General features: G+C 59.3%; 16 protein-coding genes. All 16 read left to right on the top strand.

From position 1 onward, the window contains the following. Positions 1-88: 88 nt before the first annotated feature. The 16 genes from pheS to ACJ8J1_RS08570 all read left to right on the top strand — a co-directional run bounded on the left by pheS (position 89) and on the right by ACJ8J1_RS08570 (position 16,786). Positions 89-1,072 (top strand): phenylalanine--tRNA ligase subunit alpha, encoded by a 984-nt coding sequence (gene pheS / locus ACJ8J1_RS08645; RefSeq protein WP_043143373.1) that lies wholly within the window; start codon positions 89-91, stop codon positions 1,070-1,072. A 14-nt stretch (positions 1,073-1,086) separates the two neighbouring features. Beyond that, positions 1,087-3,474 (top strand): phenylalanine--tRNA ligase subunit beta, encoded by a 2,388-nt coding sequence (gene pheT, locus ACJ8J1_RS08640; protein WP_089196984.1) that lies wholly within the window; start codon positions 1,087-1,089, stop codon positions 3,472-3,474. Between the two features lie 4 nt (positions 3,475-3,478). Continuing rightward, positions 3,479-3,775: an integration host factor subunit alpha gene (gene ihfA, locus ACJ8J1_RS08635; RefSeq protein WP_004931414.1), complete on the top strand. Its 297-nt coding sequence runs from the start codon at positions 3,479-3,481 to the stop codon at positions 3,773-3,775. Positions 3,776-4,327: 552 nt separating this feature from the next. After that, complete coding sequence (locus ACJ8J1_RS08630; RefSeq protein WP_033642879.1) at positions 4,328-4,732, top strand: DUF2502 domain-containing protein; 405 nt, start codon at positions 4,328-4,330, stop codon at positions 4,730-4,732. A gap of 179 nt (positions 4,733-4,911) precedes the next feature. After that, positions 4,912-5,919 carry a vitamin B12 ABC transporter permease BtuC gene (gene btuC, locus ACJ8J1_RS08625; protein ID WP_033642880.1) on the top strand — a complete coding sequence of 336 codons (1,008 nt, stop codon included), beginning with the start codon at positions 4,912-4,914 and terminating at the stop codon, positions 5,917-5,919. 42 nt (positions 5,920-5,961) lie between these two features. Next, a complete protein-coding gene (locus ACJ8J1_RS08620) occupies positions 5,962-6,513 on the top strand; it encodes a glutathione peroxidase (RefSeq protein WP_033642881.1) in 552 nt (183 codons plus the stop codon). A 5-nt stretch (positions 6,514-6,518) separates the two neighbouring features. Beyond that, entirely contained in the window at positions 6,519-7,274 is a 756-nt protein-coding gene (gene btuD, locus ACJ8J1_RS08615; protein ID WP_033642882.1) for a vitamin B12 ABC transporter ATP-binding protein BtuD, read from the top strand. Positions 7,275-7,675: 401 nt separating this feature from the next. After that, positions 7,676-8,830 (top strand): UDP-4-amino-4-deoxy-L-arabinose aminotransferase, encoded by a 1,155-nt coding sequence (gene arnB / locus ACJ8J1_RS08610; protein WP_033642883.1) that lies wholly within the window; start codon positions 7,676-7,678, stop codon positions 8,828-8,830. Continuing rightward, entirely contained in the window at positions 8,817-9,797 is a 981-nt protein-coding gene (gene arnC / locus ACJ8J1_RS08605; protein ID WP_033642884.1) for an undecaprenyl-phosphate 4-deoxy-4-formamido-L-arabinose transferase, read from the top strand. The genes arnB and arnC overlap by 14 nt, the downstream gene beginning before the upstream one ends. After that, positions 9,797-11,779 (top strand): bifunctional UDP-4-amino-4-deoxy-L-arabinose formyltransferase/UDP-glucuronic acid oxidase ArnA, encoded by a 1,983-nt coding sequence (gene arnA / locus ACJ8J1_RS08600; RefSeq protein WP_033644264.1) that lies wholly within the window; start codon positions 9,797-9,799, stop codon positions 11,777-11,779. Before arnC ends, arnA begins: the two co-directional genes overlap by 1 nt. Then, entirely contained in the window at positions 11,776-12,681 is a 906-nt protein-coding gene (arnD, locus tag ACJ8J1_RS08595; RefSeq protein WP_033642885.1) for a 4-deoxy-4-formamido-L-arabinose-phosphoundecaprenol deformylase, read from the top strand. The genes arnA and arnD overlap by 4 nt, the downstream gene beginning before the upstream one ends. Continuing rightward, complete coding sequence (arnT, locus tag ACJ8J1_RS08590; protein WP_033642886.1) at positions 12,678-14,342, top strand: lipid IV(A) 4-amino-4-deoxy-L-arabinosyltransferase; 1,665 nt, start codon at positions 12,678-12,680, stop codon at positions 14,340-14,342. The genes arnD and arnT overlap by 4 nt, the downstream gene beginning before the upstream one ends. Next, on the top strand, positions 14,339-14,683 hold the full coding sequence (gene arnE, locus ACJ8J1_RS08585) for a 4-amino-4-deoxy-L-arabinose-phosphoundecaprenol flippase subunit ArnE (protein ID WP_033642887.1): 345 nt from the start codon (positions 14,339-14,341) through the stop codon (positions 14,681-14,683). Before arnT ends, arnE begins: the two co-directional genes overlap by 4 nt. Beyond that, complete coding sequence (gene arnF, locus ACJ8J1_RS08580) at positions 14,680-15,072, top strand: 4-amino-4-deoxy-L-arabinose-phosphoundecaprenol flippase subunit ArnF (RefSeq protein ID WP_033642888.1); 393 nt, start codon at positions 14,680-14,682, stop codon at positions 15,070-15,072. Before arnE ends, arnF begins: the two co-directional genes overlap by 4 nt. Before the next feature lie 182 nt (positions 15,073-15,254). After that, positions 15,255-15,713 (top strand): NlpC/P60 family protein, encoded by a 459-nt coding sequence (locus tag ACJ8J1_RS08575; RefSeq protein WP_080273408.1) that lies wholly within the window; start codon positions 15,255-15,257, stop codon positions 15,711-15,713. Between the two features lie 59 nt (positions 15,714-15,772). Next, positions 15,773-16,786, top strand: a complete 1,014-nt coding sequence (locus ACJ8J1_RS08570) for a lipoate--protein ligase A (RefSeq protein ID WP_033642890.1) — start codon at positions 15,773-15,775, stop codon at positions 16,784-16,786. Positions 16,787-17,231 lie beyond the last annotated feature (445 nt).

Below are 17,231 nucleotides of genomic sequence, written 5' to 3'. Positions count from 1 at the left end.
GAAAAGTCTTTGAAGATTGCTCAAAGGCGTGTTCGAATAATAGATAACAATTACTTAGGGCCATCCCGGCCAGAGGAAGAGGAAAGCAATGCCACATCTCGCAGAGCTGGTTGCCAGTGCCAAGGCAGCCGTAGAAGATGCCCAGGATGTTGCCGCGTTAGATTTGGTACGCGTCGAATATTTTGGCAAGAAAGGTCATTTCACCTTGCAGATGCAGTCTCTGCGCGACGTACCGGCGGAAGACCGCCCGGCGGCCGGCGCGGTGATCAACCAGGCCAAGCAAGAGGTGCAAGACGCCCTGAACGCGCGCAAGAACGCGCTGGAAAGCGCCGCGCTGAACGCGCGCCTGGCGGCTGAAACCATCGACGTCTCCCTGCCGGGCCGTCGCATGGAAAACGGCGGCCTGCACCCGGTGACCCGCACCATCGACCGCATCGAAACCTTCTTCGGCGAGCTGGGCTTCTCCGTCGCTACCGGCCCGGAGATTGAAGACGATTACCATAACTTCGACGCGCTGAACATTCCAGGGCATCACCCGGCGCGCGCCGACCACGATACTTTCTGGTTCGACGCCACGCGCCTGCTGCGCACTCAGACCTCCGGCGTGCAGATCCGCACCATGAAGAACCAGCAGCCGCCGATCCGCATCATTGCGCCGGGCCGCGTTTATCGTAACGACTACGATCAGACTCACACCCCGATGTTCCACCAGATGGAAGGGCTGATCGTTGATAAAGACATCAGCTTCACCAACCTGAAGGGCACGCTGCACGATTTCCTGAATAACTTCTTTGAAGAAGACCTGCAGGTTCGTTTCCGTCCGTCCTACTTCCCGTTCACCGAGCCGTCCGCCGAAGTGGACGTGATGGGCAAAAACGGTAAATGGCTGGAAGTGCTGGGCTGCGGCATGGTGCATCCGAACGTACTGCGCAACGTGGGCATCGATCCGGAAGTTTACTCCGGCTTCGCCTTCGGTATGGGCATGGAGCGCCTGACGATGCTGCGTTACGGCGTCACCGACCTGCGCGCATTCTTCGAAAACGATCTGCGTTTCCTCAAACAGTTTAAGTAAGGCGGGAATATCACATGAAATTCAGTGAACTCTGGTTGCGCGAGTGGGTAAACCCGGCCATCAGCAGCGAAGCATTATCCGATCAAATCACCATGGCCGGTTTGGAAGTGGACGGCGTGGATCCGGTTGCCGGCGCGTTTAACGGCGTCGTGGTGGGTGAGGTTGTCGAGTGCGGTCAGCACCCGAACGCCGATAAACTGCGTGTCACTAAAGTTAACGTGGGCGGCGATCGCTTGCTCGACATCGTCTGCGGCGCGCCGAACTGCCGCACCGGCCTGAAAGTGGCGGTCGCCACCGTGGGCGCGGTGCTGCCGGGCGATTTCAAAATCAAGGCCGCCAAACTGCGCGGCGAACCTTCGGAAGGCATGCTGTGTTCGTTCTCCGAACTGGGCATTTCTGACGATCATGACGGCATTATCGAGCTGCCGCTGGATGCGCCGATCGGCACCGACATCCGTGACTATCTGAAACTGAACGACAACACCATCGAGATCAGCGTCACCCCGAACCGCGCCGACTGCCTGGGCATCATCGGCGTCGCGCGTGACGTGGGCGTACTGAACCAGGTTGCGCTGACCGAGCCGGACATGAGCCCGGTGCCCGCGACGATTGACGCCACGCTGCCGATCCGCGTTGACGCGCCGCAGGCGTGCCCGCGTTATCTGGGCCGCGTGGTGAAAGGCATCGACGTCAAGGCGTTAAGCCCGCTGTGGATGCGTGAAAAACTGCGTCGTTGCGGTATCCGTTCTATCGATGCCGTCGTCGACGTCACCAACTATGTGCTGTTGGAACTTGGCCAGCCGATGCACGCTTTCGATCTGAGTCGCATCGACGGCGGCATCGTGGTGCGCATGGCGGAAGAAGGGGAAACCTTGACGCTGCTGGACGGCAACGAAGCCAAACTGAACGCCGACACCTTAGTGATCGCCGATCATCAAAAAGCATTGGCGATGGGCGGCATCTTCGGCGGCGAGCATTCCGGCGTCAACGGCGAAACCCAGGACGTGCTGCTGGAGTGCGCTTTCTTCAGCCCGCTGTCGATCACCGGTCGCGCGCGCCGTCACGGCCTGCACACCGATGCTTCTCACCGCTATGAGCGCGGCGTCGATCCGGCGCTGCAGTACAAAGCCATGGAGCGCGCCACGCGCCTGCTGCTCGACATCTGCGGCGGCCAGGCAGGCCCGATTATCGACGTGACTCACGAGAATGAACTGCCGAAACGCGCCACCATCACGCTGCGCCGCGAGAAGCTGGATCGCCTGATCGGCCACGTGGTGCCGAGCGAGCAGGTCAGCGACATTCTGCGCCGCCTGGGTTGCCAGGTGACCGAACAGGGCGACAGCTGGCAAGCGGTCGCGCCGAGCTGGCGTTTCGATATGGAGATTGAAGAGGATCTGGTGGAAGAAGTGGCGCGCGTTTACGGCTACGACAACATTCCGGATGTACCGGTGCGCGCCGATTTGGTGATGACCCAGCATCGCGAAGCCGATCTGACGCTCAAGCGCGTGAAGACCATGCTGGTCGATCACGGTTATCAGGAAGCGATCACCTACAGCTTCGTCGATCCGAAAGTGCAGGCGCTGCTGCACCCGAATGAAGAAGCGCTGATCCTGCCGAGCCCGATTTCGGTCGAAATGTCGGCGATGCGTCTGTCGCTGTGGACCGGCCTGCTGTCTGCGGTGGTGTATAACCAGAACCGTCAGCAGACGCGCCTACGCCTGTTCGAAAGCGGCCTGCGCTTTGTGCCTGATAGTGCGGCAGATCTGGGTATCCGTCAGGACGTCATGCTGGCGGGCGTGATCGCCGGCCATACGCACGATGAACATTGGGATCTGGCGCGCAAGCCTGTCGACTTCTATGATTTAAAAGGGGATCTGGAGTCTGTCCTCGAGCTGACCGGTAAATTATCCGAAATTCAGTTCCGGGCGGAAGCCAATCCGGCCCTGCATCCAGGGCAAAGTGCGGCGATTTATTTGCACGGCGAACGCGTTGGTTTCATCGGTGTGGTTCACCCGGAACTTGAACGTAAACTGGATCTTAACGGCCGCACTGTGGTGTTTGAACTGGAGTGGAACAAGCTTGCGAGCCGCGCCGTGCCTCAGGCGCGGGAGATTTCGCGCTTCCCGGCAAACCGCCGTGATATCGCCATTGTGGTGGCTGAAAACGTCCCCGCAGAAGATATTTTGGCCGAGTGTAAGAAAGTTGGCGCAAATCAGGTAGTTGGCGTAAACTTGTTTGACGTGTACCGTGGCAAGGGCGTGGCAGAAGGTGACAAGAGCCTGGCTATCAGTCTGGTATTGCAGGATACCGCTCGTACACTGGAAGAAGAGGAGATAGCCGCTACCGTTGCAAAATGCGTAGAGGCTCTAAAACAGCGATTCCAAGCATCCTTGAGGGATTGAACCTATGGCGCTTACTAAAGCTGAAATGTCAGAACACCTGTTTGAGAAGCTTGGGCTTAGCAAACGGGACGCCAAAGACCTGGTGGAACTGTTCTTTGAAGAGGTCCGTCGGGCCCTTGAGAATGGCGAACAGGTAAAACTGTCGGGTTTTGGCAACTTTGATCTGCGTGACAAGAACCAACGTCCGGGGCGTAACCCGAAGACCGGCGAAGACATTCCGATTACGGCGCGCCGCGTGGTGACTTTCCGTCCGGGGCAGAAGCTGAAAAGCCGGGTAGAAAACGCCAGCCCGAAAGGGTGAGTGACGTGACATCAAAAAAGGCCGCTTGCGCGGCCTTTTTCTTTTTTTGGGACAAAATTCAGTTTATTCCTAATCGATAAGACATGACTTCATTGAGCCGTTAAGTTGGCACGGCGAAAATCATTGCCCTTAATTGCGGAATATTCTTATATCTTATTTCATGTAATGCGTGGCTTTTATTTCTCACTTCAATAACGGCCGTAATAATGGCCAGGGCCATCGCCACGGTGGCCGCCGCCTCCGTGAGGGCCCCAGCAACAGGCGCTAAGGGTTGAGGCCAGGGCGACCACGGCCAGCAGCATACCGAGTCGTTTAATCATCTTATTATCCTCCGGTGGGGATCCGTTTAATTATCATTGTCGCGCCGCTTAAGCGATGTCAGTTATTCGTTAAGCCTTGGCAGAGGCAATAATAATTAAAGACGTCGGCAAACAGTGTCGGGATTGTGTAAGGCCGTCGAAAACGATCTGAAAATAGGCACCGGTGAGATAGTCGCTAAATAAGCGCACTGATATAACCACTGCAGCAAGAAAAATAGAGTGAGAAGGCAAAATGAAAAAGATCCTGTTGCTGGTGTGTTTTCCGCTGTTGCTGCCGCTGGCGGCACAGGCCGATGTCTCTGTCGATATCAACGTGCCGGGCGTTTCCCTGCATTTGGGGGATCAGGACCGCCGCGGCTACTACTGGGATGGCTACGACTGGCGTCCCCCGCAATGGTGGCATGCACACCAGGGCCGCGGTTTAGGGGAGCGCAATGCGCGCGGCCTGTACTGGGACGGCGGGCGCTGGCAGCCTTCGCCGCCGCGCGGCTATGAGCATCGCGAGCCGGCGCGCAGCGGCAATCCTTTCCACGGCGATCGCGATAATCGTGATCATGACGATCGCGGCGACCATGACCGACGCGATGACGGCCGCGGCCGGCCCTATCCGCAGGGCAACCCCGGTCAGCATCGTTAACCCCTGAGTTTATCGGCGGCTGGTTTTGCCATCATCCTGGCGATGACGGGCAGGGCCAGCCGCTGCTTTCCTGCGCCATCGCTTACGCAAGGCTTCCCCTTGCGGCGTTAACCCCCTAATATTTGACTCAGACGTCAATTATCCGGCCACGACAGCGGCCGGCAGGGAATCGCCGCGCCATGCCAACCAGCCGTACCTTCACCTTACTGTTGCAACATCAACGTTACCGCGATAAACGCCAGGTCATTCTGTTGGCGCTGGGTGTGGTGCTGGCATTGCTGTTTAGCCTTTGCGCCGGCGATCGATGGATATGGCCGTCAGAATGGTTCAGCGATCGGGCGCAGCTGTTCGTCTGGCAACTGCGATTGCCGCGTGCGCTGGCGGTGATGTTGGTCGGCGCAGCCCTGGCGGTAGCCGGGGCGGTGATGCAGGCGCTGTTTGAAAACCCGTTGGCGGAACCTGGCCTGCTGGGGGTGGCGAACGGCGCCGGCGTCGCGCTGGTGCTGACGGTGCTGCTGGGCCACGGTCTGCTGCCGGTAGCGCTGATGAGCGCCGCCGCGATAGCAGGCGCGCTGGCGATGACGTTCTTGCTGCTGAGCTTCGCTCGCCGGCGCCGCCTGACCAATGCGCGGCTGTTGCTGGTGGGAGTGGCGCTGGGCATCGTGTGCAGCGCGCTGATGACCTGGGCGGTCTATTTCAGCACCAGCCTCGATCTGCGGCAGTTGATGTACTGGATGATGGGGGGCTTCGGCGGCGTCGACTGGCGCCAAAAGTGGCTGGTGTTGGCGCTGCTGCCGGTGCTGCTGTGGCTGTGCGGCCAGGGGCGAGCGCTTAACCTGATGGCGCTGGGCGAGGTGCAGGCGCGGCAGCTCGGGCTGTCGCTGCATCTGTGGCGCAACCTGCTGGTGCTGGCGATCGGCTGGCTGGTGGGCGTCAGCGTGGCGCTCGCCGGGGTGATCGGCTTCGTAGGGCTGGTGATCCCGCATATTTTGCGGCTCACCGGCCTGACCGACCAACGCTATCTGTTGCCGGCCTGCGCGCTGGCGGGGGCCGGCGTGTTGCTGGTGGCCGATGTGATTGCCCGCGTTGCGCTGCTGGCGGCCGAACTGCCGATCGGCGTGGTGACCGCTACGCTGGGAACGCCGCTATTTATCTGGTTACTGACCCGGGCAAAAGGCGTAAGGTAGTTTTCTTCATTCACCTGCCATTAAACTACAGGATGACAACCGATGAGCAATCCAATTTATAACCTGCCGTTACAGACCATCGAAAATCAGGCTACCACGCTGGGGGCCTATCAGGGCAAGGTGCTGCTGGTGGTCAACGTGGCCTCGGAGTGCGGCCTGACGAAGCAATATGAAGGGCTGGAAGCGCTGTACGAAACCTATCGCGATCGGGGGTTGGAAGTGCTGGGGTTCCCGTCCAATGAATTCCTGGGGCAGGAGCCGGGCAGCAACGAAGAGATCCTGGCGTTTTGCCGCGGCACTTTCGGCGTGCAATTCCCGATGTTCGCCAAGATTGAGGTGAACGGCGAACACCGTCATCCGCTGTATCAGGCGCTGATTGCCGCGCAGCCGGCTGCTGTCGCGCCGCAGGGCAGCGAGTTCCTGGCGCGGATGACCAGCAAAGGGCGTGCGCCGAAGCACGCCGGCGATATTTTGTGGAACTTCGAGAAATTCCTCATCGCGCGCGACGGCACGGTGATCCAGCGCTTCTCGCCGGACACCACGCCGGAAGATCCGGCGCTGGTGGCAGCGGTGAAACAAGCACTGGCAGGGTAAGGCGAATGCTGCAACTCGTTGAGGTTGGGGTGGCGGGGCGCCTGGCGCCTTTTTCGGCACAGATTGACGGCGGGTTGCAGGTTCACCTGATCGGCCCAAATGGCGCCGGGAAGAGCACTCTGCTGGCGCGGGTGGCGGGCATGCTGCCGGGGCTGGGCGAGGTTCGTCTGGACGGACGCGCGCTCTCCGATTATCCGGGGAGCGAACTGGCGTCCCGGCGGGGTTACCTCAGCCAGCAACAGCCGCCGGTGTCGCTGATGCCGGTGTTTCAGTATTTGGCGCTGCACCGGCCTGCGGCGGCGACGCAAACCGATGTGGAGCACGCCATCCTCTATCTGTGCCGGCGGTTGAAGCTGGTGGATAAGCTGTCACGCATGCTGACGCAGCTTTCTGGAGGAGAATGGCAACGGGTGCGGCTTGCGGCGGTCTTGCTGCAGGTGTGGCCCAGCGTCAATCCGCACAGCCGCCTGTTGTTGCTGGATGAGCCGACCAACAGCCTGGATGTGGCGCAGAAAGTCGCGCTGGATCGCCTGCTGCGCGAATTCTGCCAGAGCGGGCGCAGCGCGCTGGTATGCGCGCACGATCTGAATCACACCCTGCAGCAGGCCGATCGGGTTTGGTTGCTGCATGCCGGCCGGCTGGTGGCGCAGGGCGTCACGCGTGAGGTGATGGCGCCCGCGCTGCTGTCGCAGATTTATGAAGTGGATTTCCAGCTGCAATGGGTAGGGGACCAGCGTTGGATCATGACCCGCACGGCTTAATTAACCCAGTCGGCGGGGCGCAACGTAAACGGAAACTAAACATAGTGAATATAAATAGTCAGATAAGCATCGGCGAATATTGTGCGGTTTCTCATTTTCATACCGATTTTCTTGAAAAACGTCGATGACGTGCTACGCTTGATTCGGCAAAAATAAAATACGTAAGTAATTATTAAAAAATATAAGAATTTGATTTACATAATAAAATTATATTAATGATGACGGCACCTTCCTATCAGTTCTCCCACTGATGATAAGTCTCGTCTTAAGGTTTAGTTAAGCTTGCGGCCTTACATTGACAGTTAATCCACGGAAACGATTCTTCTCTGGCGTTTAATATTCGTTAAACGAAAGGGATTTACAGTGTCATCAAAAGCAGTCCGATACGTTTGGGGTTAACTATGGATCAATTTTTACCTTTCTCTCGTCCAGCCATCGGCGACGAAGAAATCGCCGCGGTAGAGAAAGTGTTGCGTTCCGGTTGGATCACCACCGGCCCGCAAAATCAGCAACTGGAAAGCGACTTCTGTTCCACCTTCGGCTGTAAGCACGCCATCGCCGTCAGTTCCGCCACAGCGGGCATGCACATCACTTTGATGGCGCTGGGCGTGGGGCCCGGCGATGAAGTCATCACCCCTTCCCAAACCTGGGTTTCCACCCTCAACATGATCGAACTGCTGGGCGCTACGCCGGTGATGATCGACGTTGACCGTGAGACCTTGATGGTCAGCGCCGCCGACGTCGAGGCTGCCATCACCCCGAAAACCAGAGCGATTATTCCGGTGCATTATGCCGGCGCCCCCCTGCAGATGGACGCTTTGCGCGCCGTGGCCGAACGCCATCGTCTGCCGCTGATCGAAGACGCCGCCCATGCGGTTGGCACGCGTTACAACGGCGAATGGGTCGGCGCGCGCGGCACGGCGATTTTCTCGTTCCACGCGATTAAGAACGTGACCTGCGCCGAAGGCGGCCTGATCGCCACCGACGACGATGCGCTGGCGGATCGCCTGCGTTGCCTGAAGTTCCACGGCCTGGCCGTCGATGCCTTCGATCGCCAGCAGCTGGGCCGCAAACCGCAGGCCGAAGTGGTGGAGCCGGGGTACAAATACAACCTGTCCGACATTCACGCGGCGATCGCCGTGGTGCAACTTTCGCGCTTCGCCGAGCTGAACGCGCGCCGTAAGGCGCTGGCGCAGCGCTACCTGAGCGCGCTGGAAGGCTCTCCGTTCCAGCCGTTGGGCGTGCCGGATTATCCGCATGACCACGCCTGGCACCTGTTTATGGTGCGCGTCGATCCCGAGCGCTGCGGCCTCGATCGCGACCAGCTGATGGAGCGCCTGAAAGAGGTTGGCATCGGCACCGGGCTGCATTTCCGTGCCGCGCACACCCAGAAATTCTACCGTGAGCGCTATCCGCAGCTGTCGTTGCCGAATACCGAATGGAACTCGGCGCGGCTGTGCACCTTACCGCTATTCCCTGATATGACCGACGCCGATGTGGATCGCGTGGTCAATGCCTTGTCTTCTGTTGTGGAGTCTTTACGTGTCTCGCGTTGAACCGATCAAAAAAGTGTCGATAGTCATCCCGGTATACAACGAGCAGGAAAGCCTGCCTGCGTTGCTGGAGCGCACTACCGCCGCCTGTAAGCAGTTATCCCAACCTTATGAAATCATTCTCGTCGACGATGGCAGCAGCGACAACTCCGCTGACATGCTGACCGCAGCGGCCGAAAAGCCGGACAGTCACGTGATTGCCGTCCTGCTTAACCGCAACTATGGCCAACATTCGGCGATCATGGCCGGTTTCAATCAGGTGACCGGCGATCTGGTGATTACCCTTGACGCCGATCTGCAGAACCCGCCGGAGGAAATCCCTCGGCTGGTCAGCGTGGCGGAAGAGGGCTATGACGTGGTGGGCACCGTGCGCGCCAACCGTCAGGACTCCTGGTTCCGCAAAAGCGCTTCGCGCGTAATCAACATGATGATTCAACGCGCCACCGGCAAATCGATGGGGGACTACGGCTGCATGCTGCGCGCCTACCGTCGTCATATCGTTGAGGCGATGCTGCACTGTCATGAGCGCAGCACCTTCATCCCGATCCTGGCGAATACCTTCGCCCGTCGCACGACCGAGATCGACGTGCGTCACGCCGAGCGCGAGTTCGGCGACTCCAAATACAGCCTGATGAAGCTGATCAACCTGATGTATGACCTGATCACCTGTCTGACCACTACGCCGCTGCGTTTGCTCAGCGTGGTCGGCAGCATCGTGGCGCTGTCCGGGTTCGTGTTGGCGCTGGTGCTGATCGCGCTGCGTCTGCTGCTCGGCCCTGAATGGGCCGCCGGCGGCGTGTTCACGCTTTTCGCCGTCCTGTTCACCTTTATCGGCGCCCAGTTTGTCGGCATGGGGCTGCTGGGTGAATACATCGGCCGCATCTATACCGACGTGCGCGCACGTCCTCGCTATTTTGTTCAGAAAGTGGTCGGCGTACAGCAAGACCACAATACTCAGGAAGAAGAATGATGAAAGCTATTGTATTTGCTTACCATGATATTGGCTGCGCAGGTCTGAAAGCGCTGACTGAGGCGGGTTATGACGTGCAGGCTGTGTTCACGCACACCGACGACCCAGGTGAGAACAACTTCTTCTCCTCCGTGGCCCGTTTGGGCGCCGAATTGGATCTGCCGGTCTATGCGCCGGAAGACGTGAACCACCCGCTGTGGGTTGATCGCATTCGCGAACTGCAGCCGGACGTGATCTTCTCGTTCTACTATCGTCACATGCTGAGCGACGAGATCTTGTCGCTGGCCCCGTTGGGCGGTTTCAACCTGCATGGTTCGCTGCTGCCGCGCTACCGTGGCCGCGCGCCGGTGAACTGGGCGTTGGTGAATGGCGAAACCGAAACCGGCGCCACCCTGCACAAAATGGTGAAACGCCCTGACGCCGGCGACATTGTGGGCCAGCAGAAAGTGGCTATCGCCGACAACGACACCGCGCTGACGCTGCACAAAAAAGTGCTGGAAGCCGCGCAGGCCGTGTTGAAAGAGCAACTGCCGAAGCTGAAGAACGGCACCGCCACCTTCACCAAGCAGGATGAGTCTCAGGCCAGCTACTTCGGGCGCCGCACCGCGGCGGACGGCGAGATCTTGTGGCACAAATCCGCCAAAGAGATCAACAACCTGGTGCGCGCCGTCACTGAACCGTACCCGGGGGCATTCAGCTACCTCGGCCAGCGCAAGCTGATCGTCTGGCGTTCCCGCGTGCTGGATACCCAACACGATAAACAACCGGGCACCGTGCTGAGCACCGCCCCGCTGGTCATCGCCTGTGGCGAAGGCGCGCTGGAAATCGTCGCCGGGCAGAACGAAAGTGGCCTGTACGTGCAGGGCAGCCGCCTGGCGCAGGAAATGGGCATCGTCACCGACGTGCGTCTGGCCGCCAAGCCTAACGCCGTGATGAAACGCCGCACCCGCGTGCTGATCCTCGGGGTCAACGGTTTCATCGGCAACCACCTGACCGAGCGTCTGCTGCGCGACGATCGTTACGACATCTACGGTCTGGATATCGGCTCTGACGCCATCAGCCGCTTCCTCGACAACCCGCGTTTCCACTTCGTGGAAGGCGACATCAGCATCCACTCCGAGTGGATCGAGTATCACATCAAGAAATGCGACGTGGTGCTGCCGCTGGTGGCGATCGCGACGCCGATCGAATACACCCGTAACCCGCTGCGCGTGTTCGAGCTGGACTTCGAAGAGAACCTGAAGATCGTTCGCGACTGCGTGAAATACAACAAGCGCATCATCTTCCCGTCCACCTCCGAAGTGTACGGCATGTGCGACGACAAAGAGTTCGATGAAGACCATTCTCGTCTGATCGTCGGGCCAATCAACAAACAACGCTGGATCTACTCGGTCTCCAAACAGCTGCTGGATCGGGTGATCTGGGCTTACGGCGCCAAAGAAGGCCTGAAGTTCACGCTGTTCCGTCCGTTCAACTGGATGGGGCCGCGTCTGGATAACCTGGACGCCGCGCGCATCGGTTCTTCCCGCGCCATCACCCAGCTGATCCTCAACCTGGTAGAAGGTTCGCCGATCAAACTGATGGACGGCGGCGCACAGAAGCGTTGCTTCACCGACATCAACGACGGCATCGAAGCGCTGTTCCGCATCATTGAGAACCGCGACGGCCTGTGCGACGGTCAGATCGTCAACATCGGCAACCCGACCAACGAAGCGAGCATTCGCGAGCTGGCGGAAATGCTGCTGGAAAGCTTCAACAACCACCCGCTGCGCGACCGCTTCCCGCCGTTTGCCGGCTTCAAGGACGTGGAGAGCAGCAGCTACTACGGTAAAGGTTACCAGGACGTCGAGCACCGCACGCCGAGCATCAAAAACGCGCGCCGCCTGCTGGGCTGGCAGCCGACCATCGAGATGAAGCAAACCGTCGCCGATACGCTGGACTACTTCCTGCGCACTACCGTTCAGGAAGGGAACGATGCATGAAGAAAGTCGGTCTGCGGGTTGATGTAGATACCTTCAGCGGCACCCGTGAAGGGGTGCCGCAGTTGCTGGACCTGTTCGACAAGTACGACATTCAGGCCAGCTTCTTCTTCAGCGTGGGACCGGACAACATGGGGCGCCATCTTTGGCGCCTTTTGCGTCCGAAATTTCTGTGGAAAATGCTGCGCTCGAACGCCGCTTCGCTGTACGGTCTGGATATTCTGCTGGCCGGCACCGCGTGGCCGGGGCGCAACATTTCACGCGCGCTGGGGCCGCTGATGAAGCGCACCGCCGAAGCCGGCCATGAAGTCGGGCTGCATGCCTGGGATCACCAGGGATGGCAGGCCAACGTCGGCAAGTGGAGCGAGGCGCAGCTGACCGAACAGGTGCAGCGGGGCGTCGATGCCCTGAGCGCCAGCACCGGCCAGCCGGTGAAATGCTCCGCCGTAGCAGGGTGGCGTGCCGACACGCGCGTGCTGGAGGTCAAGCAGCGCTTCGGCTTCCATTACAACAGCGATTGCCGCGGCACCCATCCATTCCGTCCGGTGCTGAGCGACGGGCGTCACGGTACGGTGCAGATCCCGGTGACGTTGCCGACTTTCGACGAAGTGATCGGCAGCGAAGTCAGCATGGCCGACTTCAACGACTACATTCTGCGCGCCATCGAGAACGATCGCGGCGTACCGGTGTACACCATTCACACCGAAGTGGAAGGCATGTCGCAAGCGGCGATGTTCGAACAGTTATTGCAACGCGCACGGCAGCAGGGCATCGAATTCTGCCCGCTGAGCGCGCTGTTACCGCAAGATTTGGCGTCACTGCCGTTGGGCCGCATCAAGCGCGCTCCTTTCCCCGGCCGCGAAGGTTGGCTGGGCTGTCAAACCGATGTGAAGGACGTTACATGAAGGCGCTAAAAGGATCCTGGGCCATTCTGCTGGCCGTTTTTTTTGCTCTGGTCTATCTGATCCCGCTTAACGGTCGCCTGCTGTGGCAGCCGGATGAAACGCGTTATGCCGAGATCAGTCGTGAAATGCTGCAACGCGGCGATTGGGTGGTGCCGCACCTGCTGGGGCTGCGCTATTTCGAGAAGCCGGTTGCGGGATACTGGTTCAATAACATCAGCCAGTGGCTGTTCGGGGAAAACAACTTTGCGGTGCGGTTCGGCTCGGTGTTCAGCACCGGCATGACCGCGCTGCTGGTGTTCGCGCTGGCGATGCTGATGTGGCGCAATGCGCGCCGCGCCAGCCTGGCGATGCTGATGTTCCTGTCGATGGTGCTGGTGTTCAGCATCGGTACCTACAGTGTGCTGGATCCGATGATTTCGTTGTGGCTGGCGGCGGCGATGGTCAGCTATTACCTGACGCTGAAAGCCACCTCGGTCAAAGGCAAGCTGGGCGCCTACGCCTTGCTGGGCTTGGCCTGCGGCATGGGCTTTATGACCAAGGGCTTCCTGGCGCTGGCGGTGCCGGTGATCGCGGTGATCCCGATTGTCATTCAGCAACGTCGCATCAAGGATCTGCTGTGCTACGGCCCGGTGGCGATCGTGACCGCCACATTGCTCAGCCTGCCGTGGGCGCTGGCGATCGCGCAACGTGAGCCCGATTTCTGGAATTACTTCTTCTGGGTCGAACACATTCAGCGCTTCGCCGAAGATAACGCCCAGCACAAGGCGCCATTCTGGTATTACCTGCCGATCCTGCTGGCGGCGGTGTTGCCGTGGCTGGCGCTGCTGCCCGGCGCGCTGCTCAAAGGTTGGCGCGAACGCGTGCAGCGCCCGGAGCTGTTCTTCCTGCTGAGCTGGGCGATGATGCCGCTGATCTTCTTCAGCATCGCCAAAGGCAAGCTGCCGACCTATATTCTGCCGTGCATGGCGCCGCTGGCGCTGCTGATGACCGCCTATGCGGAAGACTATGCCGCCACGCTGCGCGCCAGGCTGTTTAAGGCCAACGCCTGGCTGAACGGCTTGTTCGGGCTGATTGGCATCGTGGCGCTGGTGGTGTTGAGCGCCGGTTTGCTGCCGAAAGCGCATCTGTTTACTCCGCAGGAGTGGCCGAAAGTGGTTCTCGGCCTGATCGCGTTCGGCGGTTGGCTGCTGTTCGCGCTGGTCTCCGCGCGCGATAACGGCCGCCAATGGCGCTGGGCGGCGGCTTGCCCGGTGTTGCTGTGCCTGGTGATTGGTTACGCCATCCCGCAACAGGTGACCGATTCCAAACTGCCGCAAAACTTCGCCCGCGCAACCATGGCCGAACTGAGCGACAGCCGCTTTGTGTTGAGCGACAGCGTCGGGCTGGCGGCCGGCCTGGCCTGGGAACTCAAGCGCAGCGACGTGTTGATGTACAGCCAGAAAGGCGAGGTGGCCTATGGTCTGGAGTATCCGGACGCCAAAGGGCACCTGATCAGCGACGCCGACTTCCCGCAGTGGCTGGCGCAGGCGCGCAAGCAGGGGAATGTGTCGCTGGTGTTGCAGCTCTCCCGCGGCGAAGCGCTGCCGCAGGAACTGCCTGCCGCAGACAAGGTGGATCGCATGAACCGTCTGGTGCTGATGTGGTATAAACAGCAACCATGATCGGTTTTCTGTTGGTGATAGTGGTCAGTCTGCTCACCTGTGGTGGGCAGCTGTGCCAGAAGCAGGCGGCGCACTGCTGGGAACGGGCGGACGAGGCGCGGCTCAAGCAGACGCTGCGTTGGCTGGCGCTGGCGGTGCTGTTGCTGGGGCTGGGCATGGCGGTGTGGCTCAATGTGCTGCAACGCCTGCCGCTCAGCCTGGCTTACCCGATGCTCAGCCTTAACTTCGTGATGGTGACGCTGGCCGCGCGCTGGCTGTTTCATGAGCCGACGACCGCGCGCCATTGGTGTGGCGTGGCGTCGATTATGCTGGGGATCCTGCTGATGAGCGTGCATTCATGAAGGGCTATGCCTGGGGCGCCGCCAGCGTACTGCTGGTGACGCTGGCGCAGTTGCTGATGAAGTGGGGCATGGTTCAGATCCCGCTGATGTCGTTCGCCGATGTCTCGCTGACGCTGATCGGCGACTACTGGCTGCCGCTGCTGGCGGTGGGCGGCGGCATCTTTGGCTATGCGCTGTCGATGCTGTGTTGGTTCTTTGCGCTGCGCCATCTGCCGTTAAACCGCGCTTATCCTCTGCTGAGCGTCAGCTATGCGCTGGTTTACCTGGCGGCGGTGATCCTGCCGTGGTTTAACGAATCCGCTACGCTGCTGAAAACGTTGGGCACGCTGTTTATTCTGTTCGGCGTCTGGCTGATTAACAGCAAATCCGAGACCAAATCGCCGCAATAGGGCCAAAACCGGCGATCCTGCTATTATCTCCCTCATGGCGCTTGCCTTTTTCCCCGTGCGGGAGATAAATTAACGCGAAATAGCGCTTTCCTTACGTGGTGCCGGCTTTGCCTCGCAGGCAGTGTAGTGGTGTACCGAATGGCATAATGCGGCAACGTGTTCAATGAAGGGATATTATGCGGATGCGTGTGTGTTTTTTATTAGCCAGTTTAATCCTCGCCGGTTGCAGCAGCCATGCGCCGCCACCCAGCGGCCGCCTGGCGGATTCTATCGTGGTGGTGGCTCAGCTCAATGAACAACTGCGCCAGTGGTACGGCACGCCATACCGTTACGGCGGCCTGGATCGCGGCGGCGTCGATTGCTCCGGCTTTGTTTACCGCACGTTCCGCGATCGCTTCGATATGCAGCTGCCCCGTTCGACCGAAGAGCAAACCTCGCTGGGCACCAAGGTCTCGCGCGACGAACTGATGCCGGGCGATCTGGTGTTTTTCAAAACCGGCGGCGGTGAGAACGGTCTGCACGTCGGCATTTACGATACCAACGACCAATTTATCCACGCTTCGACCAGCCGCGGGGTGATCCGCTCCTCGCTCGATAACGTTTACTGGAAACGGGTGTACTGGCAGGCGCGGCGCATTTAGCCTTAACCCGTTGATTTGGTGTATCATGGCGGCATCACGTGTTTTGAACGGTGCCTGCCATGAACAGTTTGCGTTTACTGATCTCCGACTCCTACGATCCCTGGTTCAACCTGGCGGTGGAAGAGTGCATCTTCCGCGAAATGACCACGCAAAAAATCCTCTTCCTGTGGCGCAATGCCGAAACGGTGGTGATCGGCCAGTCGCAGAACCCCTGGAAAGAGTGCAACACCCGGCGTATGGAACAGGATGGCATTCGGCTGGCGCGGCGCAGCAGCGGCGGCGGGGCGGTATTCCACGATTTGGGCAACACCTGCTTCACCTTTATGGCCGGCAAGCCGGGGTACGATAAAAGCGTCTCTACGAACATCATTCTGCAAGCGCTGCGGCAGTTGGGCGTAACGGCCGACGCATCGGGGCGCAATGACCTGGTGATGGAAACCGCCGACGGGCCGCGCAAAATATCCGGCTCCGCCTATCGCGAAACGCAGGATCGCGGTTTCCACCACGGCACGCTGTTGCTGAATGCCGATCTGGAGCGGCTGGCGGACTACCTCAATCCGGATCCCAAAAAACTGCAGGCCAAGGGCATCACCTCGGTGCGTTCACGCGTCGCCAACCTGGCGGAGTTTTTGCCGGGCATCAGCCATGAGCAGGTGTGTGAGGCGATCGTGCAGGCCTTCTTCGCCCACTATGGCGAGACGGCCGAGCCGGAGATCATTTCGCCGGATGTATTCCCCGATCTGCCCGATTTTGCCGCGCAGTTCGCCAAACAGAGCAGTTGGGAATGGAATTTCGGCAAGGCGCCGGCGTTCAGCCATCTGCTAAATGAACGCTTCGTCTGGGGCGGCGTGGACCTGTTCTTCGATGTCGAGAAGGGGACAATTGTTCGTGCGCAGGTATTCACCGACAGCCTGAATCCGGCGCCGCTACAGCGGTTGGCGGACATGCTGGTGGGCTGCGCGTACCGCAGTGAGCCCGTCGCCGCCTGCTGCGACCGCCTGGTGGCGGCCTATCCGCAACAGGCGGCTGAATTGACCGAGCTGCGGCAATGGCTGAGCGATACCATCCGCTAGCCGGGCGGTCTGGCTGCGAGGGGATGAGCGTGCTCATCCCTTTTTTTATCGCTGAAAGCGACGTTTCGCTGGGCGTAGCGCAGATTTTCTGAAAATCAAGGTGGGCATTTTTTCAGGTTTTCAATGCGGCGAATAACGGGCGGAATTGATGCGTTATTAAATTTAATCAGTCATCGTTAACGGCCGGAAAAATTGGCGTTAAGTCAGAAAGATTATTTTACTTTATTTAGGATTTTTCTTAATTAAAACAAAGGAGATAAGTCAAATTTGGCCTCAAATCCATTCCACTTAAGCCAAATATCTTTTCGCATCACGCGCCGAACGAGAAAAATGGCATAAGTGCGGCTGCTTTTCTTTGCGCCGTTCGCGATTGTCGTATAGCTTTAATCTATCAATTAAATGATATTTTACGAACATTTGCATTGATATTTCCGATTAATCCCAG

Origin of the sequence: Serratia sp. CY37869 (assembly GCF_052168895.1) — a bacterium.
Lineage (GTDB): Bacteria > Pseudomonadota > Gammaproteobacteria > Enterobacterales > Enterobacteriaceae > Serratia > Serratia ureilytica.
This window is presented reverse-complemented; position numbering and strand designations above follow the sequence as displayed.

Bases quoted from the DNA above. Each gene is read 5' to 3' on its own strand.
- ACJ8J1_RS08630 (WP_033642879.1), top strand. From the start codon at position 4,328: ATGAAAAAGATCCTGTTGCTGGTGTGTTTTCCGCTGTTGCTGCCGCTG.
- arnB (WP_033642883.1), top strand. From the start codon at position 7,676: ATGGATCAATTTTTACCTTTCTCTCGTCCAGCCATCGGCGACGAAGAA.
- ihfA (WP_004931414.1), top strand. From the start codon at position 3,479: ATGGCGCTTACTAAAGCTGAAATGTCAGAACACCTGTTTGAGAAGCTT.
- arnD (WP_033642885.1), top strand. From the start codon at position 11,776: ATGAAGAAAGTCGGTCTGCGGGTTGATGTAGATACCTTCAGCGGCACC.
- ACJ8J1_RS08570 (WP_033642890.1), top strand. From the start codon at position 15,773: ATGAACAGTTTGCGTTTACTGATCTCCGACTCCTACGATCCCTGGTTC.
- arnA (WP_033644264.1), top strand. From the start codon at position 9,797: ATGAAAGCTATTGTATTTGCTTACCATGATATTGGCTGCGCAGGTCTG.
- ACJ8J1_RS08575 (WP_080273408.1), top strand. From the start codon at position 15,255: ATGCGTGTGTGTTTTTTATTAGCCAGTTTAATCCTCGCCGGTTGCAGC.
- arnF (WP_033642888.1), top strand. From the start codon at position 14,680: ATGAAGGGCTATGCCTGGGGCGCCGCCAGCGTACTGCTGGTGACGCTG.
- btuD (WP_033642882.1), top strand. From the start codon at position 6,519: ATGCTGCAACTCGTTGAGGTTGGGGTGGCGGGGCGCCTGGCGCCTTTT.
- btuC (WP_033642880.1), top strand. From the start codon at position 4,912: ATGCCAACCAGCCGTACCTTCACCTTACTGTTGCAACATCAACGTTAC.
- arnT (WP_033642886.1), top strand. From the start codon at position 12,678: ATGAAGGCGCTAAAAGGATCCTGGGCCATTCTGCTGGCCGTTTTTTTT.
- ACJ8J1_RS08620 (WP_033642881.1), top strand. From the start codon at position 5,962: ATGAGCAATCCAATTTATAACCTGCCGTTACAGACCATCGAAAATCAG.
- pheT (WP_089196984.1), top strand. From the start codon at position 1,087: ATGAAATTCAGTGAACTCTGGTTGCGCGAGTGGGTAAACCCGGCCATC.
- pheS (WP_043143373.1), top strand. From the start codon at position 89: ATGCCACATCTCGCAGAGCTGGTTGCCAGTGCCAAGGCAGCCGTAGAA.
- arnE (WP_033642887.1), top strand. From the start codon at position 14,339: ATGATCGGTTTTCTGTTGGTGATAGTGGTCAGTCTGCTCACCTGTGGT.